Annotated in this window: 20 protein-coding genes; 7 read left to right on the top strand and 13 right to left on the bottom strand. The window is 59.4% G+C overall.

Translation table 11 applies throughout. The features are described from left to right. Positions 1-123: 123 nt before the first annotated feature. The 7 genes from FKG95_RS23645 to FKG95_RS23615 form a co-directional block, all read right to left on the bottom strand. Complete coding sequence (locus FKG95_RS23645) at positions 124-2187, bottom strand: AsmA family protein (protein WP_484068185.1); 2064 nt, start codon at positions 2185-2187, stop codon at positions 124-126. A gap of 91 nt (positions 2188-2278) precedes the next feature. Beyond that, positions 2279-2464: a YqaE/Pmp3 family membrane protein gene (locus tag FKG95_RS23640; RefSeq protein WP_142898886.1), complete on the bottom strand. Its 186-nt coding sequence runs from the start codon at positions 2462-2464 to the stop codon at positions 2279-2281. A gap of 147 nt (positions 2465-2611) precedes the next feature. Then, entirely contained in the window at positions 2612-3484 is an 873-nt protein-coding gene (locus FKG95_RS23635; RefSeq protein ID WP_142898885.1) for an OmpA family protein, read from the bottom strand. 706 nt (positions 3485-4190) lie between these two features. Continuing rightward, positions 4191-4616: a response regulator transcription factor gene (locus tag FKG95_RS23630; RefSeq protein WP_142898884.1), complete on the bottom strand. Its 426-nt coding sequence runs from the start codon at positions 4614-4616 to the stop codon at positions 4191-4193. Positions 4617-4708: 92 nt separating this feature from the next. After that, complete coding sequence (gene fixJ / locus FKG95_RS23625; RefSeq protein WP_142898916.1) at positions 4709-5335, bottom strand: response regulator FixJ; 627 nt, start codon at positions 5333-5335, stop codon at positions 4709-4711. 42 nt (positions 5336-5377) lie between these two features. Next, positions 5378-7444, bottom strand: a complete 2067-nt coding sequence (locus tag FKG95_RS23620) for a CHASE2 domain-containing protein (protein ID WP_142898883.1) — start codon at positions 7442-7444, stop codon at positions 5378-5380. A 405-nt stretch (positions 7445-7849) separates the two neighbouring features. Beyond that, entirely contained in the window at positions 7850-8326 is a 477-nt protein-coding gene (locus FKG95_RS23615; RefSeq protein WP_142898882.1) for a hypothetical protein, read from the bottom strand. 244 nt (positions 8327-8570) lie between these two features. Here FKG95_RS23615 and FKG95_RS23610 point away from each other — a divergent pair, with 244 nt between their 5' ends. Next, positions 8571-9335, top strand: a complete 765-nt coding sequence (locus tag FKG95_RS23610) for a Crp/Fnr family transcriptional regulator (protein WP_246116879.1) — start codon at positions 8571-8573, stop codon at positions 9333-9335. A 113-nt stretch (positions 9336-9448) separates the two neighbouring features. On the opposite strand, the gene FKG95_RS23605 is transcribed toward FKG95_RS23610, so the two are convergent. The 3 genes from FKG95_RS23605 to FKG95_RS23595 all read right to left on the bottom strand — a co-directional run bounded on the left by FKG95_RS23605 (position 9449) and on the right by FKG95_RS23595 (position 11708). Then, complete coding sequence (locus tag FKG95_RS23605) at positions 9449-9847, bottom strand: VOC family protein (RefSeq protein ID WP_142898881.1); 399 nt, start codon at positions 9845-9847, stop codon at positions 9449-9451. Between the two features lie 178 nt (positions 9848-10025). Further along, positions 10026-11291, bottom strand: a complete 1266-nt coding sequence (locus FKG95_RS23600) for an RNA polymerase sigma factor (protein WP_142898880.1) — start codon at positions 11289-11291, stop codon at positions 10026-10028. Between the two features lie 9 nt (positions 11292-11300). Beyond that, the gene (locus tag FKG95_RS23595; protein ID WP_142898879.1) at positions 11301-11708 is read right to left on the bottom strand and encodes a YciI family protein; all 408 of its coding nucleotides are present in this window, start codon (positions 11706-11708) and stop codon (positions 11301-11303) included. Positions 11709-11969: 261 nt separating this feature from the next. On the opposite strand from FKG95_RS23595, the gene FKG95_RS23590 reads away from it, so the two are divergent. From FKG95_RS23590 to FKG95_RS23580, 3 genes are all read left to right on the top strand, one after another. Further along, positions 11970-13316 carry a tetratricopeptide repeat protein gene (locus FKG95_RS23590; RefSeq protein ID WP_142898878.1) on the top strand — a complete coding sequence of 449 codons (1347 nt, stop codon included), beginning with the start codon at positions 11970-11972 and terminating at the stop codon, positions 13314-13316. 184 nt (positions 13317-13500) lie between these two features. Next, positions 13501-15405, top strand: coding sequence for a tetratricopeptide repeat protein (locus FKG95_RS23585; RefSeq protein WP_142898877.1), 1905 nt, complete (start codon positions 13501-13503; stop codon positions 15403-15405). A gap of 506 nt (positions 15406-15911) precedes the next feature. Further along, entirely contained in the window at positions 15912-16292 is a 381-nt protein-coding gene (locus FKG95_RS23580) for a hypothetical protein (protein WP_142898876.1), read from the top strand. A gap of 394 nt (positions 16293-16686) precedes the next feature. On the opposite strand, the gene FKG95_RS23575 is transcribed toward FKG95_RS23580, so the two are convergent. Further along, positions 16687-17070 carry a VOC family protein gene (locus FKG95_RS23575; RefSeq protein ID WP_179954240.1) on the bottom strand — a complete coding sequence of 128 codons (384 nt, stop codon included), beginning with the start codon at positions 17068-17070 and terminating at the stop codon, positions 16687-16689. Between the two features lie 191 nt (positions 17071-17261). Between FKG95_RS23575 and FKG95_RS23570 the strand changes: the two genes are divergently transcribed. Continuing rightward, complete coding sequence (locus tag FKG95_RS23570) at positions 17262-17747, top strand: hypothetical protein (protein ID WP_142898874.1); 486 nt, start codon at positions 17262-17264, stop codon at positions 17745-17747. 34 nt (positions 17748-17781) lie between these two features. Beyond that, positions 17782-18381 carry an isochorismatase family protein gene (locus tag FKG95_RS23565; protein ID WP_142898873.1) on the top strand — a complete coding sequence of 200 codons (600 nt, stop codon included), beginning with the start codon at positions 17782-17784 and terminating at the stop codon, positions 18379-18381. A gap of 432 nt (positions 18382-18813) precedes the next feature. On the opposite strand, the gene FKG95_RS23560 is transcribed toward FKG95_RS23565, so the two are convergent. Next, on the bottom strand, positions 18814-19773 hold the full coding sequence (locus FKG95_RS23560) for a YceI family protein (RefSeq protein WP_142898872.1): 960 nt from the start codon (positions 19771-19773) through the stop codon (positions 18814-18816). 202 nt (positions 19774-19975) lie between these two features. Further along, on the bottom strand, positions 19976-20485 hold the full coding sequence (locus FKG95_RS23555; protein WP_142898871.1) for a hypothetical protein: 510 nt from the start codon (positions 20483-20485) through the stop codon (positions 19976-19978). Between the two features lie 238 nt (positions 20486-20723). Between FKG95_RS23555 and hemN the strand changes: the two genes are divergently transcribed. Continuing rightward, the gene (hemN, locus tag FKG95_RS23550) at positions 20724-22073 is read left to right on the top strand and encodes an oxygen-independent coproporphyrinogen III oxidase (RefSeq protein ID WP_142898870.1); all 1350 of its coding nucleotides are present in this window, start codon (positions 20724-20726) and stop codon (positions 22071-22073) included. Positions 22074-22086 lie beyond the last annotated feature (13 nt).

Genomic DNA, 22086 nt, shown 5'->3' with positions numbered 1-22086 from the left:
CTCGATCCGAGACCACTCTTCGTCGCTTAGATAAAATAACTTTCTGCCCATCCAAACCTCCTATCATCAGAAAGCTTGAATCACAGTTCCAATGTCACGAAAAGCACCAATTGAGTACAGACCCTAGTTCCCGAACAGCCCCTTCAGGGCATCGCCGGCGCCTTCGGGCAGTTTCACCCCGCCGCCTTCTTCATCACCACCGCCCAGGACGCCCTCGAGGGCTTTACCTGCATCGCCGCCCAGGCTCTCCAGAGCCTTGCCCGGATCCTTTGCCAGGCCCTCGACGGCGCCGGCCAGATCGGGTTGGTAGGAGAGGTCGTGCCAGGGTCCGGAGACCAGAACCGGCACAGCCAGGCCGCTGGCATCGCCCGTTCCGCCCTGACCTTCCAGGCTGGCGACAGCCTTGGGTTCGACACGGTAGTCGACGGTCCGGGACGGCAGGTCCGATGTGCCCTTGCCTTCGACCCGCAACAGCGGGCTCAAAAGCTTCAGGTCCTGATTGCTCAGCAGGCCGTTTTTGATGTCGAAGCTGCCGGAGAGTTCGGCAAAGTCGGTTTTCTGGGTCTCGCTAGCGTCCGGGTCCAGGAAGGCATTGGCCGCATTCCGGACCATCGCGGCCAAGTTGATGCCCTTGATGGCACCGTCATTAAAGGTCACCTGGCCCTTGCCGTTCAGGTTTTCGACCATCTGCCGCTGGGACGCACCCGTGGCCGTAATCGCAAACTCCATATTCCCGGTGCCGGAGAGCCGGTCAAAACCGGCTGCATCGGTGAGCAACGGCTCCGCGGAAATCCCGGACATGGCAAAGCTCTTCGAGATTGCGGGAGCCGCATTGCGGCCGTCAACGCTCAGCTTGCCCTGACCTTTACCGTCGTAAAGGTTCAGCTCGGTCAGATCGACCCCCAGCAGCCCGTCCTTCAACGCGACGTTCAGGGCGCTTTGGCCGACCTTGATCTCCTGCACCAGAATGCCGGCGACCGTCAGCGCGAAATTGGCGTTCATCGCCCGCAGACCGCTCGCATCGATCGGATCGTCGCTCCAGTCGGCGGGCTCGGCACTGCCGGACCCCGCGGCGGAATCGCCACCGGACGCATCGCCGCCTGCGGCTTCACCCTCCTTCGCAGGGGGCAGATAGGGATTGAGGTCTAGTACACCCAGGTTCAGGGCCGCGTCGATCTGAGGCTTGGCGCCCGCGGTCGCGATCGAAACACTGCCGTCGCCTTCAATTTCATCGATCGCGATCTTTGCGTCCGTGAAGCTGTAGGTCGCGCCGTCCACATCAACCTTGCCCGCAAGGCTGAAGGGACCGAGTCCTGTGCCTTCGAATTCGATCGGATTGCCTGTCCAGGCCGCCAGGTCGCGAATCGAGGGCGTCGAAACGTCCAGCGCACCTGCGACCAGCAGCTTCGCCGCCGTGGCAACCGAACCCTCGAAGCCGAGTTTGATGACGTCGGTTTCGACGGAGAGGCCGACAGGGGCTTCCTCACCGGTGGTCAGGCCACGCGGCTTCTCGCTGGTGACCGCCATGTTGATTGTTTTGGCGTTCCATTGCAGCGAACCATCCGCCGTGAAGGGACTGTCGAGATCCGTCAGGGTCACGGCGAGATTTATGTCCGAAACCTCCTGTACGGTCCCCGATGCAGCATCGGTAAACTTCAGATTGCCGTTGACCAGCTGAATGTCCCCAAGACTGATGTCACTGATGGCGGAGCCGGCACCGCCCGAGGACTCGGCTTCACCCGACGGCGCAGGTGCCGCGTCAGCAGCGGGCGCAGAAGCGAATTCCCAGTTGGGTTTGCCGTTTTCGTCAATCTCAAGATTGATTACCGGGTCCACCAGGACGAACTCGTCGACCTGCACGTTGCCGGAAATCAGCGGCAGGATCTGCAGCTTAAGGCGCAGCGCCTGAAGCGATGCCATATTGGGGTCAGCGGCGCCCTCGGCGTTCGAGAAGGAGATATCTTCCGCGACAACCTCGAGGCTGGGCAGAACCGAGACACTCAGGTCGCCCGCGATCACCAGCTGTCGGCCGGTCGCACTCTCAACACCCTGGGTGATCCGTGTCTTGATCTCTTCCGTGGGAACAAAGAAAGGAATGGCGACCGCGGCGGCCACAACGACCACGACCAGAACTGCAACGCCGATCAGGACCTTTTTCATTTTTCTATCCTTTGTTAACGGGAACACTGTCCCCTGCCGGTGCCATCTGCTGAGCAGAGCCGCGCGCAAGAAGAGCCGCGAAGGTGCCCGGCGGGAGGAACGTCATCCCGAAACCGGGTTAAAGGCCGGCATTCTCGATTTTCTTATCCGTCTCATAGCTGCTCAGCGCGTAGACCGCCCAGATTGCAGCCGGAATCCAGCCGATCAGCGTCACCTGCAGGATCAGGCAAATGATACCCGCAATCGGGCGGCCAATCGTGAAAAACAACAGCCAGGGAAGAAGAAGCGCAATGAGGAGTCTCACAAAATCGTCCTTTGTAGTTGCCAAAAACTAGTGCCGCACCTTTAAGCGCAGCTTTGTTGCCGGTTAGTCCGGCTTGCCGAAATGCAGCCGGAGGGGAGCGCCACCAGGTAACGCCCCCTCCAACCCCATAAGTCTACAGCGTCAACTTCAGTTATTCGACACCTTAACCACCACACGGCGATTCAAAGGTTCCTTAACCTCATCGACGGTTGCAACAGCCGGGTCTTTCTCACCCAGGCTGATCATTTGAACTTCGCCGGTGGCGATTCCCTGGTCACCCATTGCCTTGGCGACCGCGCTCGCACGCTCGACGGAGAGCAGGTTATTATAATCATCCGAGCCGACCCGGTCGGTGTGTCCAGTCAGTGACACTTTCGCGTCGTTTTCCTTGGCGTAAGTGACGATCTCTTTGATTTTCTCGGCATTTTCCGCACTCAGGTCGGCACTGTCGAAGCCGAAGTAGATGACCCAGCTCTTATCCTCCGGCTGTGGGACGGGTTTGGGCTCGGGCGCGACTGCGGCAACGGCCTTCGGCTCCTCGAGATCGGCCTCGACCTTGGTCATGGCCGACGAGAAGGCCGCCTGACAGGCGTCGATATCCTCGGGCTGCCGGTTTTCCTCCTGCTCCTGCATCCAGCAATCGAACATGACCTGCGCCTCGGCAGCGCTTTGCGGTGACTTGGCGGCGGCCCCTGCGGCCATAGCGGACATCAGGCGCGCCCGCGACGAGCTCAGAGCGCCAACACGGTCTTCAGGCAAATCCCGGTCGGAAATCTCGTCAGGCATCACCTCGGCGCCGGTGCCGGCGAGGCTCGCCTTTTGTGCAAAGACATCGGAATCGGCGAAGTCGTATTCGGCATACTCGCCCTCGGAAAGACCGAGGTAGCCATCGTAGAGACTTTTCGAAAACTCGCTTCCCGTCGGCGTCTGGTCTTTCGCGCTTTCCAGGCCGGTGCCGGCGCAGCCGGCCAGTGCCAACGATCCTATACCTGCGATGAATGCATTTGCGATCTTGTTCATTGTTATATCCCTCCGTGTAGGTTCTCTGTTTACCGCTTAGTTCAGAACCGGCACTTAATCCCCCAGCTTCTTCAGCTCGCAAACCCTGTCCCGAATGTGATCCTTCATGATCCAAAGGATCATACTCGCGATTCACTCCTCTCCTCTTTTCGCCGCTTACCTGGACATCAGTATCCGCTCTTATCAGGATGGGCCCACGCCGGTTTTCGCCCCCGGCGCGCCAAGACTTGGCCTCATCCTGCACTCAGCCTAACCTGTCGAAAAAATTCCAATAGTAGGGAAATATACTTAGATTGACTCACGCCAATATCAACTCTAGCGCGCCAAAGTTCAGCTGGAAATTACTAAAAGGATTCTCGTGAAGGATTGTCTTTTCGCCTGCTCCGGCGCAGGTGAGACGCGCTCCAGACAGAAAGGGTCGTGAAGGTGGCGCGCAGTCTGGCTTGGATGGAGCAGAGACTGATTCACGTTTTCACTCTGCTAGTGAAAACGATCAGGCTCAGAGCGCGATCGTTCCCGGCGCAAAGCGACGTGAACGTGAATCGCCCTCTGATTTCTTGATAGAGCAGAGACTGATTCACGTTTTCACTCTGCTAGTGAAAACGATCAGGCTCAGAGCGCGATCGTTCCCGGCGCAAAGCGACGTGAACGTGAATCGCCCTCTGATTTCTTGATAGAGCAGAGACTGATTCACGTTTTCACTCTGCTAGTGAAAACGATCAGGCTCTGGTTTCTGCTCTGCGCGGCGGGCTGCGATGCCCCGGTCCAGAATATCGAAGATCTTGTCGCCGTCGAGAGGCTTCAAAAGAAGTGCGAGAGCGCCTGCGCGCTCCGCCTCGACCCGGACAGCTTCGCTCGGCCGGCCGGTCATGAGAATAACCGGATCGTCAAAGCCCGCGGCGGTCAATTGCCGCAGAACAGAGATCCCGCTGACCCCGGGCAGATGAATGTCAAGCATGACGCAATCGCACCTGGCATGAGGGTGACTCGCCAGGAATTCTTCGCCCGATGCATAGGTCAGGACGCTTATATCATCAGTTTCGAGCAGTATTCTGAGGGAATCCCGGACCGCGTCGTCGTCGTCAACCACAACGACCACTGCAGAGTTCCGCTCATATCCACAACTATTCATGGCGCGAACCTTAAGCAGGTTTGAACAAGCGACAAATAGGGGAATCTACGTATCCTGGCTGAATCTGGCGGGAATCCGCCGTTCCGGCGTCATTATTCCTCATTGAGCTGCAGTCCCGCGCTCAAGGCCATCCGGACCAGATGGGAGAGGCTTTTCGCCTTCATCTTGTCCATGACCCGGGCCCGGTGAACCTCGACCGTGCGGGGACTGATCCCCAGCTCGTAGGCAATGATTTTATTGGGCCTGCCGATAATGAGCTGATCCAGGACGTCGCGTTCGCGTGGTGTCAGCGCCTCGATCCGCTCCAGAATTTCGCTGTCGCTGTTCTGCTCCCGCGACTCGGCGGCATCCCTGTGCTGCGCCCACGCGCGCTGAAGGCTCTCCATGAGAGCGTCGTCGGTAAAGGGCTTCTCGATAAAGTCGAAAGCGCCGGCCCTCATCGCCTTGACCGCCATGGGAACGTCGCCGTGACCTGTAATGATAATGACCGCCAGCCCGGGATTCGTCTTCGCCAGACGCGCCTGGATCTCCAGGCCGTCAATGTCGGGCATGCGGACATCAAGCAGGACGCACCCGGAGCCCAACTGCTCCGCCACGCCCAGAAAAGCTGTACCGGATTCGAAGACCTCGGGCGCATAGTCATAGGACTCCGCCAAAATCTGCAGGGAGTCGCGCACGGCCTCGTCATCATCGACAATATATAGTTTACGCTTGCTCATATCGTTTGGTTTTTCTGACATAAACAACTCTACAGAGAGCTCTTACCCCGCGACCGGAAGCGTAAAGTGAAAAGCTGCGCCGCCATCGGCACTCTCGCCCAACCACATTTCGCCGCCATGCATCTCAACGATCGAGTGGCAAATCGACAACCCAATCCCCATTCCCGAATCCTTTGTCGTGACAAAGGACTTGAAGAGTTTTCCCTTCACTTCAGGCGTAACGCCCGGCCCGGAATCGGCAACGACAACCTCCAGGTTCTCCGCCGATCGGGCAAAGGCTTCAACCGTCACGCGGCGCAGCTGCGAGTCGCTGACCGCCTCAACCGCGTTTCTGACCAAGTTCACTATCACTTGTTGCACTTGAATTCTATTGACGTCAACCGGTGGCAAGTTGGCCGAAAGTACAGTTTTCACGTCAACGCGATTGCGCGTGGAGCCGATCTGTCCCAGCAGGATCGCCTCCTCGATAATAGGCGCCAGTTCCTCGGGCGCACGGGTTGCCTCGCGCTTTTCGAAAGTACCCCGCAGCCCCCGGATGATGCCGCCAGCCCGCTCCGCCTGGGTCAGCGCTTTTGACATCATTGAACCGACCCGCTCAATGGTCTCAGGCCCGGAGGCCCCTGCCCCATCCGGCGGCGCCGCCTCGGACGCCTTGGTGATCACCCTGCGGCTCGCCTGGATGTAATTGATGATCGCCGTCAGGGGCTGATTCAGCTCGTGCGCCAAAGCCGAGGAAAGCTGGCTCATGGCGCTGACCCGGCTGACATTGATCAGTTCGTCCTGCAGTTCGCGCAGGCGTTCCTCGCGCCGCCGCCTCTCCCGCTCCTCGCGCAGAAAACCGCCACTGATCAGAAAGACGTAGAGCAGCATGGCAACAAACAGAGGGTAGGTCGCGTCGAGCAGCAGGCTTTCCAGCGCGAACAGCAGCCATGACGATCCGACGACGGCAAAGGCCAGAACGAGAGAAAAGGCAATTGTCGAGATCGCTTTGCCCCGGGCATGGGCAGACACCAGAAAGATGCTGATGATCAGCGTGACGGCGATCTCAGCGGTCACGGCGAAGTTGGGGCGGAGCAGCAGGCCGCCGGTCAGGAGCGTCTCCAGCATCTGGGCATGGATTTCAACGCCCGACATATTCTCCCCGACGGGCGTGGCCGAGAGATCCCCGAGCCCTGCGGCGGTCGTTCCGATCAGCACGAACTTTCCGGCAAGCAGGCCGGGATCGACACTGCCGTTCAGCACGTCGCGCGCCGAGATGAATCTGGCCGGGTCGTGTCTTGAGAAATGCGGCCAGAACTGACCGCTGCCGTCGGTGGGCATGAACTGTCCGGCGAGAGACAGTCCCTTTATCCCTGCGCGCTCGGTAAAGACAGATACAGAATCCACCCCGGCCGCGACACGCAACAGCTCGACAGAGAAAGCGGGGAAAAGTGATTCGTTTACACGCACGACAGCCGGAAGCCGGCGCACAACGCTGTCACGGCGCGTCGCAAGGCTGACGATCCCCTGCCCCCGGCTCTGATCCCCAATCAGGGCGATATTTCCAAGGACGCCCCCGTAGCGCACCATGAATTCGCGTGGATTATCTCCCTTCTCGAAGACCGCCGTGCGCTGAGAAAGGGAGTCCACCTCAGGCAACCCGACCGGTGAAAGCGCGACGCCGAGCACGACCGGCGCGCGCGCGATTGAATTGGCCAGAACGGCGTCGTTGGACGGCAAAACACTCAACGCATCCTGAAGGTCCGGCGCCAGCTGCTGATATTGCCGAATCAGATTGTCGGGAGAGAGCCGGTCCCGGTCGGGGAAGAGGATATCGAAACCGATGGCATGAACTTCGGCGCCTGCGGCGAAATCGACCAGTTCAGCCAGAAGACTGCGCGGCCAAGGCCATTGCCCGAGGGCGCTCATACTGGTTTCGTCAATGTCGATCACCACCACAGGATAGGACTCAAGGGTCCTGGGACTTATTTCCTGGTAGAGATCGAAGAGCTGCAGACGCAGTTGCTCGACCGGCCAGGGATCGAATATGCGCAAGGCGATCGCCAGCGGCAGGAGAACCAGGGCGACACGCCAGTTCCGGAATGTCAGGGCGAATGACCGAGGAAGCATAACCGCCGAAGTGTCCGTTCCGCTTTGCAGCAACAATGGCCCGAAGTAGGCCCAAGCAAGGCCAGAGAGAGCCTGTAAAGGTCTCAAGACTTCCGAGGACAGCCGGCTGCTGATTGCGCCGATCGGAACCTGACGCTGCCTTTTGCCCCGTAAGAAGACATACGATCAAGGACTAGGCTACCCTGAGGAGACGCGTCGCGACAAAGGGAATTATGTCGGGAACAGCACCTTAACCGCGAACATCTCGCCTCCCCACCCGCGAGAATCGGCGTTGCCGGGCCTGGCCAGGTCTGCGGGCAAGCCGGAAATGATGAGAATCACGCGGTCTCAAAGGGATTGTCGGCCTCTCCGTCGCTCCAGACGGCTCCCCGAGCCGGGTCTGCTCCCTCAGCGGAGCCTTCCTACCTAAACGCAGTGGGGCCCCAGCAGCTTGCAATAGCCCCAGGGTTCCCGCCGGTGCCCGGCAGCGGCAAAGAGCTCGGCATAGGGAATACAGATATCCTCGCAGGTGGGTGGCATCACCGTGACGGTGTGGATCGCGGAACAGCTGTTGGATTCCGCCAGTTCATCCATGGTTTCCACGATCGTGCGCAGAGTCTGGCACCGCTGATGCTCGAAGAGAGCCAGTGTGACCAGATCCCGTGCCACCAAAACCCTGCCATGTTGCAGATTGAGTTCAATGAGATAGCCGAAAAGGCCGGCAATATGCTGCGAAGCATCCTCAATCAGCAAAATCCCGCCTGGCTCTGTGACTTCACTCTGGGTTCGATAGGCGACATAGCGTTGCCAGCCATCGAATGACAGGTTCGGGTTTACCAACTGCATGAGAGGAAAGGCCTGGGCCATTCGGTCAGTCGTCAATTCGCGCGCCTGCAAGTCCATCTCCAGCGGTCCATCCTATCGGTTTAGCCAGCGATAATTGATGAACGATGCTGTGGTACATCCCGCTTGTCTTTGATATGTATCAAAGCAGCTGTGGCATTCACGCAAAGGGATCCATGGCGGTTAAATTCGTGTTTTCGAATATAAGATTGCCGCGGGCTACCACATTTCTGTTGTAACCCCCTTCACAACGAGTGAAACTCTGACCGATATCGAACCCGACCGATTTGAGGTGGATAGATCCTTGGCAGGACAAAATGAGCATGGAAACGGTGCTGTGAACCTTCTGCGTGACGCGATTCCGCGACCGCAGGGCAGCAGTGTGTCCTCCTGCGCCGCCTGCCCTGTCCGCGACCTGAGCTTCTGCAACGCGTTGAGCGATGAGGAGCTTGATCATCTTAACCGGGTATCTTCCGACGTTTCCCTGACCACCGGCCAGAGTCTGTTCGACGAGGGTGCCCCGGCGGATCATGTCTTCAACGTCACCTCAGGTGCGATGAAGGTCTACAAACTTCTCTCAGATGGCCGCAGGCAGATCACCGGTTTCCTCTTTCCGGGTGATTTCCTGGGATTGTCGACCCGGGATGCCTACGCTTACAGCGCGGAAGCCGTTTGCAGCACACAACTCTGCCGCTTTAACCGGCAAAAGCTGGAGCATCTGCTTAGAGACTTTCCCAAAGTTGAGCGGCGCCTGCTGGGCATTGCCAACGACGAGCTTGCGCTGGCACAGGAGCAGATGCTGATTCTGGGCCGCAAGACGGCAAAAGAGAAAATCGCCTCCTTTTTGCTGATGTTATCCAGGCGCGCGAAGAAAAGCGGCTCTCAGTCCAATCCCATCGCCCTCCCCATTACCCGAACCGATATGGCGGATTTCCTGGGGCTTACGACGGAGACGGTGAGCCGGACCATTACCCAGCTCAAGTCGTCCGGCCTGATTACCCTCCTGCCCGGCAACGAAGTGCGGCTGGAAAGCCTCGAGGCGCTGGAAGACATGGCCGAGGGCGAATAGCTTTTTCGGCCTTCCCCAGGCGCTGTTTCTCAGACCCTCCGGTACCGGGGACGGTCAGCAGTGTCCGGGTCCGGCGGCAGCCAAGCGCCGGACCCGCAACATCTTCGGACGCGTTAATCGCACTCCTTCCCCGAATAGGTGATCAGACAGATCGCCGCGCCGGTGGGATCCGCGACCGCCGCAATCCGTCCCACTTCCGGGACGTCCATGGGCGGCATAAGGACACTGCCGCCTGCGGCCGTGGTCATCTTCAGGCGCTTGTCCACATCGTCAACCGTGACATATACGGCCCAGTGGGGTGGCGCGCCCTTGGCCTCTTCGGGCATGGCCATCAGACCGCCAACCGATGTCTCTCCGGCTTTCAAGACCGTATAGGTTCCGCCGTCCGCCATAGACATTTCTTCCGTCGTCCAACCCATCACGCCGGTGTAGAAGGCTTTGGCTTTCTCGACATCGTCGGTGCGCAACTCCGACCAGCTGAAAGCGCCGTGGGTTTGAAAGGGATCAATCATGAAATACTCTCCTGTCTGCGTGCTTATAAACTTCGCGGACGCGATCTCGACGCTTCATCGTGGACCCTCCGGCAATGAAGGCTGAATCCGGCCGTCTTTCGATCTGCTCCACAGATTATAGACGCACACCCAGGCAGAAGTCCGACAGAACGCGTAAAATAACTTCAGGATCGGAGAGCTATCCCGCCTTGTCTTGGCCGAGCAGAGCCGTGACCTTGGACTGCAGGTATGCACGTTCACTCGGATTGCGGGTCAGCAAAAGCGCCTGCTGAAAAGCCGCAATCGCCTCGGACGCTCGGCCGCATTCCGCCAGCAGAGCGCCAAGAACCGAATGAAAGTAATGATAGCGCTGCATATCGGGCAGATCTTCAATCGTCGCAAGCAGCGCGAGGCCGGCCTCCGGCCCGCGCGCCTTGGAGACTGCCGCCGCTCGGTTCAGGGTGACAACCGGTGACGGCTGTCTGTGCTCCAGGGCTGCATAGAGCTCGGCGATCTGGGGCCAATCGGTTTTCTCCGCATCCCGGGCCGCGCAGTGCAGCGCCGCGATCGCCGCCTGGATCTGATAGGGGCCCGGTTTTTTCTGATGAAGGGCTTTTTCGACCAGCGACCGCCCCTCGGCGATCATACCGCTGTCCCATAGCCCGCGGTCCTGCTGATCCAGCGTGACGAACTGGCCCTGCGCATCCGTGCGGGCGCGGTGCCGGGAATGCTGTAACAGCAGTAAGGCCAGGAGGCCGGAAACCTCGGGTTCACCTCTGAAGAGGCGGACAAGCATGCGCGCCAGACGGATCGCCTCCTTACAAAGATCGACGCGGATCAAATCCCCCGCACCGGATGAGGCATATCCTTCGTTGAAGATCAGATAAACTACACTCAGGACGGCACCCAGGCGTTCCGGCAGATCGGCCGGGCGCGGCACCTCATAAGGGATGCGCGCTTCGGCGATCTTGCGCTTTGCGCGGATCAGGCGCTGTTCCATGGTCTTGACCGGCACCAGAAAACCACTGGCGATTTCCGCAACGCTAAGGCCAGCAATGGTCTTCAAGGTCAGGGCCGTCTGTACCGGACGGGCCAGTGCCGGATGGCAGCAGGTGAAGATAAGACGCAGCAAATCGTCCTGGATATGCAAACCCAAAACCGCCTCTTCCATACCCTCTTCCGCATGCAACCCGGCAGATGGCAGTTCGTGTAAATCCTGTTGGGATTCGCTGTAACGCCTTTCCAGGACCCGGCGGCGCTGCCGGTCGATCGCCTTGTTCCGCGCCGTGGTGATCAGCCACGCCAGAGGGTTGTCGGGTCGTCCGGCTCTGGGCCAATGCTCTAATGCCTGCGCAACGGCCTCCTGCAAACTGTCTTCAGCAAGTTCGATATCACCGAGAATCCGGATCAGCGTGGCAAGCGCCCGCTTGCTGTCCGAACGCACGATGGCGGCGACCGAGTCCATGCTGTGAAACTAAGTGAGAGTTTCGAATTGCTCAGCACCGATGCCTGTCTCCGGGTCGGGCATCACGACCTCGTTGTAGGCCACGGGCCGGATCTCGATAGCGCCGGTGACGGCATGGGGAAGTTGCCGGGCGTAGTCCATCGCCTCATCCAGGTTTGCGCAGTCAAGCAGGTAGAAGCCGCCGAAATGTTCCTTGGTCTCGGCAAAAGGGCCGTCGATCACGCCTACGCCATCGCGCGCGCCGCGCAAAGTCGTCGCGGAAGAGGTCGGCATCAACTTGGTTGCCGCCACGAACTGCTGCTTGGCCTTGGCTTTTTCCTGCATCTGCCCGTGGGCTGCCATAACTGCGTCCTGTTCGCTTTCGCCGTAGGCTTCCGTAACCTCTTCGGCTTGATAAATCAGTAGTGCATACAGCATGTTCCGGCTCCTCCTCCATGAGTGGTTCTCTTATAGACGAAAGAGAAGCGGCAAGTCCGACAGTTGAAGTGATTTTTACCGGCACGCCGCCTCTTGCCGTGCCGAAGCCGTAAAAAATCATCCGGAAAGCCGCAATTTCCGATAGATTCAGGGCGCTAGAGTTTTTTTGACGGCTTTTTCACGCCTCATCCTACAGCGGAGTCACGCCCGCAGCTTAGAACCGGGTCATCGCAACAAACAAAAAGCCCCAGGAGAGAATATATGTCCGCCAAAGACCCGCAGGGTTACAGCCTGACCGGCGCGAACGAAAAAGCATCGGAGCTTTACGCGCAGGCCCTGACCGAGCTGCAGTGCTACATCGACGACCCGGTGGCGACCATCGATGCGGCCCTGGCCGAGAGCCCCAACTTCGTCATGGCGCACTGCTTCAGGGCTTACCTGCACCTGCTCGCGTCCGAGCGTGCCGCCATGCCGGAAGCGGAAGCCAGCTTCAAAGCCGTGACACCGCTGCCCGCGAACGACCGTGAAACCGGGCACATCGCCGCCATTCAGCAATTCCTCGCGGGCGACATGCAGCGTGGCATCAATGCCCTGGAGAGCGTTCTGATCGACTATCCCCTGGATATCGTCGCCCTTCAGACCGCACATCTGTTCGATTTCTTTGTTGGCGATGCCCGCAGTTTGCGTGACCGCGTTGCCCGCCAGTTGCCCCAGTGGTCGGGCGGCATCACCGGCTACCATGCCTTGCTGGGCATGTATGCCTTCGGCCTCGAGGAAATGGGCGACTATCGCCGTGCCGAAGACTATGGTCATCAGGCGATCGATTTGAACACCCGCGATGCCTGGGCACAGCATGCCGTTGCCCATGTCTACGAGATGGAAGGCCGCCAGCAGCAGGGCATAGACTGGATGGAAAGCCGTCAGGTCCAGTGGTCCACCGACAACTTCATGTCCGTTCACAATTGGTGGCATCTGGCCATGTACTATCTGGATCTCGGTCAGATCGAACGGGTTTTGAATCTCTATGACACAAGAATCCGTGTGGAGCGTTCGGAGGTCGCCCTGGATATGGTCGATGCTTCGGCCATGCTCTGGCGCCTGCATCTGCGGGGTGTCGAGCTCGGCGACCGCTGGAATGAAATCGCCAAGGCCTGGTCACCGGTCGCCGAGGACGCATTTTACGCCTTCAACGACTTCCATGCCATGATGGCCTTTGTCGGCAGCGGCAACGCCCAAGACGCTAACCGGGTGTTGACGGCGCAGAAAGCACGGATCGGCAAAGGCGGAAGTAACGACGCCATGACCGCCGAGGTCGGGTATCCACTCTGCATGGCGTTGCAGGCGTTCAGCCACGGCGATTATGCCCGCACGATCGAACTGATTCGTCCGCTCCGCACCATCGCCAATCGCTTCGGCGGCAGCCACGCCCAGCGGGACGTCATCGATCTGACACTGATCGAATCTGCCTTCCGCGACGGCCAGCATGGCCTGGCACGCGCTTTGTCAAACGAGCGCATGGCGCTCAAGCCGACCAGTCCGCTGAATGCGAAATTCCGGCGCCGGCTTGCCCAGGGCACGAGCGCGCAGGAAGAAGCAAGTGTTGCCTGACGAACCAGGCCCAATTGAACGGGCCTGATTGATTGAGCGGGGGAGCATCCGCGGCGGATCTCCCCCCGCCTTTCCTGAACAGAAAAAACCACGAACGGCCTGCATCGGCAGGGCGAAGGACCGCGCTGTCCGCAGCTGCGCCCCGGCGCCCGCCCGTTTGTCTCAACACAGGTGGATCAAGATCATGACTGATTGGAAAGTTCCCGCTCTGACTCTTGCCGCGACAGCACTAGCGATCGCTGTGACCTTCACCCCCTCTTCCGGTGACTCGAAAGCCGAGACCGCGCCCGAGACCGAAACCTCACCGGAAACCGAAAACCCATTGGAAACCCAGCTCGCGTCGGCAGCAGGCGTTTCGCAAAGCGATCTCTTCGACCCGCGTCTCATCGCGGGAACGATCTGCCGCGGCAAAGCGGCCCGGAAATCCCTGAGCAGTGCCGCCCCGCAACCCGCCCGTGCCATCCTGGCCGGCCTGCGCAACAGACAGGCAGCACAAGACGACGATCCCAGGATGCCGCTGCTGGAGGGTCTCGGAGACCTCAGCATTGCGATCACAACAACGACCCCTGAAGCCCAGCGCTACTTCGACCAGGGCCTTCGGCTGGCCTACGGCTTCAACCACGCCGACGCCATCCGCTCCTTTAAGCAGGCGCAAAAACTCGATCCCGGCTGTGCGCTGTGTTTCTGGGGCGAGGCCTGGGCACTGGGGCCGAATGTCAACGTCCCGATGCAGCCCGAAGCCCTGCAGCCGGCCTCTGAAGCCATCCGCGAGGCGCGGCGCCGGGCGGCGGGTGCCAGCGATAAGGAACAGGCTTTGATCGCGGCGCTCGACGCGCGCTACTTCGATGCCTCGAACGCCGATCCTTCCGACCAGGAAGATCCTGGCCGGGCGATCCTGGATCAGAATTTTGCCAACGCCATCGGGGCGGTCCATCTGCGCTTTCCGGAGGACGACAATATCGCGGTGATGTTTGCCGAAGCGATGATGAACCTCTCCCCCTGGGATTATTGGGAAGCCGATGCGCAGACACCCAAAGGCCGGACCCATGAGATCGTATCCGTGCTGGAGACCGTTCTGGCCCGCAATCCGGATCATGCCGCCGCAATCCACCTCTACATCCACATCGTTGAGGCTTCCACCACGCCCGAGCGCGCCGAGAAGCACGCCGACCGCTTGAGCGCCCTCATGCCGGGAGCGGGTCACATCGTGCACATGCCCTCGCACATCTACACCCGTGTCGGCCGCTACATAGACTCCGTGCGCGTCAATGAGGCGGCGATCGAGGCCGACGAAGCCCTGATCGCCAAGCTGCAGTCCAGCGGGATCTATCCGCTGGTCTACTATCCGCACAATGTGCATTTCGTCATGACATCGGCACAGATGGCCGGGGCCGGAGAGACCGTGCTGAAGGCGGCAGGCAAGCTGGACGCCGTCCTGCCGATGTCGGCGGCCGAGGCAATCCCTCTTGTGCAGCCGATCAAGGCCGCACCGATCCTTGCTCTCGCCCAATTCGGCAACCCGGCAGAGATCCTGGCCATTCCGGACCCCGGCGGTTCCGTGCCCTTCATCAGGGCCATGTGGCATTACGCCCGCGGCAGCGCCTTTGTCATGGAGGGCGCACTTGAGGCGGCCCGTGAAGAGGCCGGCGCGATCGAGCAGATCAACGCCAGGACCGACTTCACGCCATTGATTGAATCCGCCGTGCCCGGTCCGGAAGTCGTCGCCCTGGCCCGCCAGGTTCTGCTGGGACGGATTGCCCAGGCAGAAGACAGATATGACGAAGCGGTCGGCCGTTTTTCCGCCGCTGTCGAGATCCAGGCCGGCCTGCCCTATATGGAGCCGCCCTACTGGTACTATCCCGTCAATCAGTCGCTCGGCGCGGCCCTGCTGCAAAGCGGGAGGCCCGACGACGCCGAGCGTGCCTTCAAGGCCGCCCTCTATGAAACACCGAACAACGGCTGGGCGCTCTACGGTCTGCGCGAAACCTATAAAGCGGTGGGCGACGCCAAAGCCGCCGCCGAGATGCAGCGCCTGCTCAACGCCGCCTGGGCGGGCGATGCCACGAGCCTCAGTCTCTCCCGGCTCTAGACTCTCGGCTCTAGACTCCCGGGTTCTAGGCCCCCGAGTTCTAGACCTCGGGATACGCGTAAGGCCCTGAAGATCTGGAAAACAACATCTCGAACACCCTTTGCCTCCCACTCTCCCGGTTCCGCCTCTCTTCCATGGCGGAGCCGGTTTTTTTTACTCAGGCTCAGATTCAGAAAACCAAAGGCACAGTTTTGACAGATTTTTCACGCCCGGCCTCTAAGGAGCCTGCTGAAAAATCACAGCCGCTTCACGGCGGACTTGGAGAATAGCCAATAACAGAATGACGGATCTTGGCTGCGGCCGGCTTCAGACGCGCAGCGATTGTTCCGCAAAATCGGCAAGAAGACGAAAGGATGGATCCCATGTCCGCTTCAAATCGCGGTGCAGGGCAGCGGCAAGTTTTCAGACTGTTCAAACACCGGATTGCGTGCGCGGCAAAGCCGCTGATCACTGATTTCAAAATCGCATTCGCGCAGTTCAAAGCGCAAAGGGTTGAGAAACGCCGGATGGTTAATCTTGAGGCTTTAAACGATCACACCCTGCGCGATATCGGATTGCTGAGAGACCGTCTCACAGGAACCATCCTGAATGACGTCAGCGGCGAGGTTCTCGATGTCGAGACAAGGCAGGCCTCTGACGCTGGAGAGCGGACTCCGGTTGGTTTCGGTCCCGCGCATCTGAATATGATCGAACGGCGGCAGTCAGATCGCCGCAGGGCAGAGCGTCGGTTTCTTGTACGCCGCAGTGGAGCTGAAAGCGGCGCACCCGATGCCCGGACGGGCTATTCAGCCGGGGACAGGCGCGCCTTCGACCGACGCGCGTCCGATCACCGGGTTCTGGACTGCCGCAGGGTTTTCTCCGGACCGCCCAGACTCCTGCTGGCCTGAAAACCAGACCCCTGTTGGCTTGAAAACGAGACTCCTGTCGGCCCGAAAAGAGGCCAGCATTCGGTCCGTTTGAGGTTACACCTCTGCGCGCGCCTGCCTAGGTTGAGGACTCATATTCTTTGATGGTCTTGATCGTATTTTGCCGGATTTTAGGCAGGCGAGGGCTCGAAAGCGGGCCCGTAGGCCCGGTAAGAGGCGTCAACGCACCTAAAATCCGGCAAAATACGACCCATCCGGGCGATAAGATTATGAGTTCTGGACAGCGTCGTGTCATCGGTCCAATTCTGGCTAAGCACGATGCTTCAGCATCGCTCCACTCTTAATTCCTTGCCAGAACACATAATTTTGTCGTCAAGACCGTCAAAGAATATGAGTTCCCAACCCAGCGGTCACTTCAGGCGGGCTCCGCGAAGGCCAGGTAGTAACCATCGGGATCGCGGAGCGCAAATTCGCGCTGGCCGTAGTCCATGACCTCCGGTCCCCATTCAAACAGCACCCGTCCCCTTAACTCCGCGGCAAGCCGTAAAACGTCGTCGGGGTAGAAATAGAGCGTGCCGGTCAGACCGGGACGGGACGGGAACCCCTCCGGTGCAAAGTCCGCAGAGAAGACCTGCAGGGCGACAGCGTCGCGTTCGATTTCGGCCCAGAGCGGGTCGCCCATCTCAGGATAACGGCCCGTGACCTCGAACCCTAACTTCTCGACATAGAAGTCGAGAGTCACATCCAGATCGCTGACCATCAGGCTTGGAACAATCCGGTCCCCGAAGCTCGTTCTCACGGCATTTATTCCCTGCAAGATGAAGACGCTGAGAAAATACAACCCATGGTAAATATAACCATCATAATTCTGCAACATAACGCCGGAAATGCGTACAGCGGAATTGCGATTTCCTGCAAAAATTGATTAGCCTACAAATTAGAAAAACCAAAGCCGAGGCAAAATTCGGGCTGACGGACGGGAGGGCGGTCATGTGCCGCATCATCTACAGACTTGTCGTCGCACTGGTTCTGGCTGGCACCACGGTCACGGCCCATAAAGCCGCGCATGCGGACGAAAGCCAGTCGTTCCTGACCCAGGAGGAGCGCAGGAACCTGCTGGTGGGAACCTGGTTCGGCGAGACACCGCCCACCGACGGGGGGCGGATCCAGTGGGTCGTCCACTGGAAGAAGGATGGCACCTACAGCATCCAGTTCCGGATTTACGCGCCGGACGGCCGCACCCGCGCGCATATGGAAACCGGTATCTGGGGCGTCTCGGGCCCGGTCTATTTCTCCGCAACCCAGGGCTGGCGCCAAGGCGATCAGATGGTGGGGACGGACACGGCCAAGGCGAGGTTTTACGACGCCTATGAAATCCTGACCCTGAAACCCAAGCTCTTCGAATACCGCCACTACGTGACCGGTACCAGCTATAGGGTCCGCAAGGTCAGAAACGGATTCACGTTCCCGAAGTGACCGGAGGGGCTGCGCGGAACGGGGGAGCAGTCAGGTGACCAAATACACCGGCGGGCTGATACCAGGCATCGAGACCTATCTTCAGGGCAAAACCAACCGCAGGTTCGGCCTCCTGATTATCGACGAGCAGGATAGCAGCAACACATTGAGTCAGCGCACGATTGACCAGCAACGGATCATCGCCTTTGCCCAGGAAATGAAATTCAAAAGTGTCATGATCGAGCTGAACCCGGCAATGACGACTGCGGGCCGTCACCCGACCAACAACGACCTTGCGAAGATGCTGCCGCCGGACACTCCGGTCTTTTTCAAGATCGGGATGAATGCTTTTGGCATCATAGACGCGAGCGGCAAATCCCTCGGAAACAACAGAGGCAAAAGCCTCCTGGACACATTACTGCGGTCGGCGGGTATCAACGAACTGATCGTCATGGGTCAGATGGGGGAAATGTGCGTCAACCGAACCGTTGTCGGCGGCTACGACAATCATATGAACCAGGGTCCCCGGATCGACGGCGCCATCGACCTCGGCTACCAAGTCTGGATCTGTCCGCAGATCATCAATAGTGACAAGAAGTCTTGGCTAAGCTGGTATGACGATTTTGGGGTAAAGTGCTACACGGCGGTGTCTTAACATCGCTGTTCCGGAATGCGGGCCGTGCTTTATCGATCGCCTGCCAGACGTCGCTCTGGGTCAGGCCGTCACGCTGCAGCAGCAGATCCACGATCGGATCTTCAAAAAAGGTCTCAAGAGTTGGTTCCTCGCCCTGTGCGCTCCAACTGCGGTTCATACTCTGCTTCCTAGCTTTCCTGGTTTCTTCTCTGCACAAGATGTAGGCATCGAACGCGACGAAACATCACCTCAGATGGTGATCGTTTTGTGGCAGTTTCTGGAAGCTTTGAAGTCCGCCGCGACACGCACATCTATCTGAAGAAACTGATAGATCGGCAATCCCTAACAAATGGTTAAGACGTCGGTATCTTGCTGAAAGGACTTGGTTGAAAAGAAAATAAAGCGATAGAGATCTTAAATTGAATGCCGGGCGCGAGAGCCGCGGAAAAGCGGCTATTCCGGCCCCTCGGCGAGGTAGGCGATGATGTTGTCGATGTCTTTCTGTTTTTTCAGTTTCGCGACCATTTTGGTCCCGGGAAGATACTTCTTCGGGTCCTTCAGGAATTCACCCAGAGTTTCTGGCGTCCAGACAATGGCCGTCGAGGACATAGCCTCGGAATAGCGGTAGTCCTTGATACTGCCGGCCGCCCGGCCGACCACGCCGACCAGATGCGGGCCGACTTTATTCTTCTCGCTTTTGACCTCATGACAGGCCGCGCAACGGCGGAAGGCTCTCGCCCCCGCCGCAGCATCGCCGGTGACCGCGGCCGCGACCGCGGAGACTTTAAGTCCCGCGGGCACGACGGCGGGGGAAAGCCCCGCGCTCTTTTCGTCGGCAGTGAACACAAGGCGGATCGAAATCGGTGCCGCCTGCGCGATCGAGCTCAGCTCCGCCGCCTGGCGCAGCTTCTCGACACCCTCGGTCAGATTGAAATCCGCGGTATCGAGCATCAGCAGTTCGTCGCTGGTCACCAGCACCTTTCCGTCGCTCAGGCGGGCCACGAAGAGGCTGGCGTCGATATCGCTGCTCTGACCGGCCAGCGCGAGCGTCGCTGTCACATCCATGGAGAGGGTTTCGCCGGGCTCCAGCGCCTGCAGCTTACTCATATCAAGCTGGGTGGAGATGACCGCTTTTGGGAAGTTGACCGAGTCGAAGACCCATTTCAGCATGCGTTCGTTGCGGATATCGATCCAGGTTTCGACGCTGGCGACATCGATCTCGATTTTGACCGCACCGTCGGCGGCGACCTGCCCGCTGACCTCGCCGAAGTGATGCACTTCGCCGATCGTGCCTTTCTTGATAGACCCGAAGGAGACCTTCGATTCGCCGGAAGACAGACTCCAGCTCTCCGCCTGCGCGGTTCCCGTAAGGACCGCCAGGGCAAAAACCGCACTCGCAATGGCTTTAACCATGTTCCTGTTTCCTCTCTGTCCAGCCCCCTTGAACAGCCGACAACAGAGACCAAACGCCTGCCATCGAAACCGGGAGCAGTTATCGATTTACAGGACGCCAACACGCTACCCGGCGTTTTATTCGATTTTTTTTTTGGAGAAAAATGCCACGGCGGTCGATTTGCCGGCTGCCGCGGCCTTCTGCGAGGCTTCTGTTCCGGACTCAGCCCTTAACCCGAAGCTTGTAGTCAGGTGTCGGATTGAGCGGACAAGAGAAGACGTAATCGCCCTCCTCCAGAGTGATCTGGTAATCCGCGGTTTGCCCCTCGGCCAGACCGCCCCCGGATACGCTCGGAAGCATGGCGCGGTTCGCAAGCCCGTCCCCGCGCAGCCAGAAGCCCAGGGTGTAGGGGACATTCTTGTTGGACACCCGGAAGATATATTTTCCCGGCTTGAGAACGAGATTTTCCGACTTTTCGAGCCGTTCAGCGCCCGAGGCATCGTTGATTTTCATGCAGTCCGCCCGTTTCTCTGCGCTGTAGCCATGGTCGACACCCTCGGTCTCAAGGAACTGGCATGGTGTCTGGGTCAGGACAATCACGGTCGCATCGCCTGATGCCTGCAGTTCGCTGCTCATCGAAAACGCGCTTAAGGTCACAGCGGCGGCAGCAAAAGCCACGGCAATACCGTGACGCGCTGTGGATGCAGATGTATCGATGGAAGGCTTTTTCATAAGAGTATCTCCAGAACAACAGTGGCCCGGACGCAGCCCATCTGAGGGGGCGGTCGGAGGGATGGACACCGCCGGGTAGGGAGCCCGAAACAGATAAAATTAATGAAGAAAAAGACTAAAAATCTCTTTAAGGCCGCCTGCTATCCCAGGTAGAGGGCACATCAAAAACCTGTGAAGAAGTAAATTTCATTTGATCGAAATCAAGGCGGCGAGCTTGCAGCCCTCCTAGCTTCACGCCATGGACAAAACCCTCGCCAAATATCGCGACGCCCGGCTACCGCGCTACACAAGCTATCCGACCGCGCCGCATTTCACACCTGACGTCACCTCACGGGATTACGCGGCATGGCTGGGTGCGATCCGACCTGATCAGAAACTCTCGCTCTATCTGCATATCCCCTTCTGCAGTCAGATGTGCTGGTATTGCGGCTGTCACACCAAGGTGGTCAACAGCTACGCCCCAGTTGCGAATTATGTGAAGCTGCTGCGTCAGGAGATCGAGCTGGTCGCCGCGGCCCTGCCTGAGCGCCGCCAGGTTGGCCACATTCATTGGGGCGGGGGAACGCCCAATCTGCTGTCGGACGAGGATTTTACGGGCCTGATGGATTTGCTGCGCGCGCACTTCGATTTTGCGCCGGACGCGGAAGTCGCGGTCGAGGTCGATCCGCGCAGACTCGGCAAGACTCAAGCCAAGGCTCTCGCCGCGGCCGGGGTCAACCGGGCCAGCCTGGGGGTGCAGGACTTCAACAAGGAGGTCCAGGAAGCGATCAACCGGGTTCAACCCTTCGAAATGGTCGAGAAATGCGTGGCCGACCTACGCGCCGCCGGCATTCCCTCGATCAATTTCGACCTGCTCTACGGCCTTCCAAGCCAGGACCTGAGCAAGCTGGAACGAAATCTGCGCCTGAGCACCGCGCTCAGGCCCGACCGTATCGCCCTTTTTGGCTACGCCCATGTGCCCTGGATGAAGAAACACCAGCAATTGATCGACGAAGCGGCGCTGCCGGACGGCCCCGCGCGCGTGAAACAGGCGGGCTTTGCCTCCAAGATGCTGGGATGGCTCGGTTACACGCAGATCGGCCTGGACCACTTCGCCTTGCCGGAAGATCCCATGGCCAAGGCGCTCACCACGGGAGGGCTGCGCCGTAACTTCCAGGGCTATACTCTGGATGATGCGGACGTCCTGATCGGCTTAGGCGTCTCCGCGATCGGCAGCCTGCCCTTGGGGTACATCCAGAACAGTCCGGATTTCGTCGCCTATGCCAGGGACATCCGGGAGGGGAACTTCGCCGTCGCGCGAGGCCGGGAGCTCAGCGATGACGACCGCCTGCGGCGGCGTGCCATCGAAGAGCTTATGTGCCAGGGCGAACTCGACGTCTCGGCACTCTGCGACGCCGGGCAGGTGAGCAGCGGAGCCTTCGACAAGGAACTGAGCGATCTGAAGCCTCTGATCACCGACGGCCTTGTCGAGGTGGCTGACCATAAGATCACCGTGACGGAACGCGGCCAGCCCCTGGTCCGCGCCGTGTGCGCCGTCTTCGACAGCTACCTGGAGCATGGCGAAGCACGGCACTCGCGGGCGATCTGAGTCCGATTCGAAT

The organism is Denitrobaculum tricleocarpae (assembly GCF_007004665.1).
In the GTDB taxonomy this organism is placed as follows: Bacteria; Pseudomonadota; Alphaproteobacteria; order Kiloniellales; family Kiloniellaceae; genus Denitrobaculum; species Denitrobaculum tricleocarpae.
Note: the sequence above shows the minus strand (reverse complement) of the source record. Positions and strands in the feature narration are given on the sequence as shown.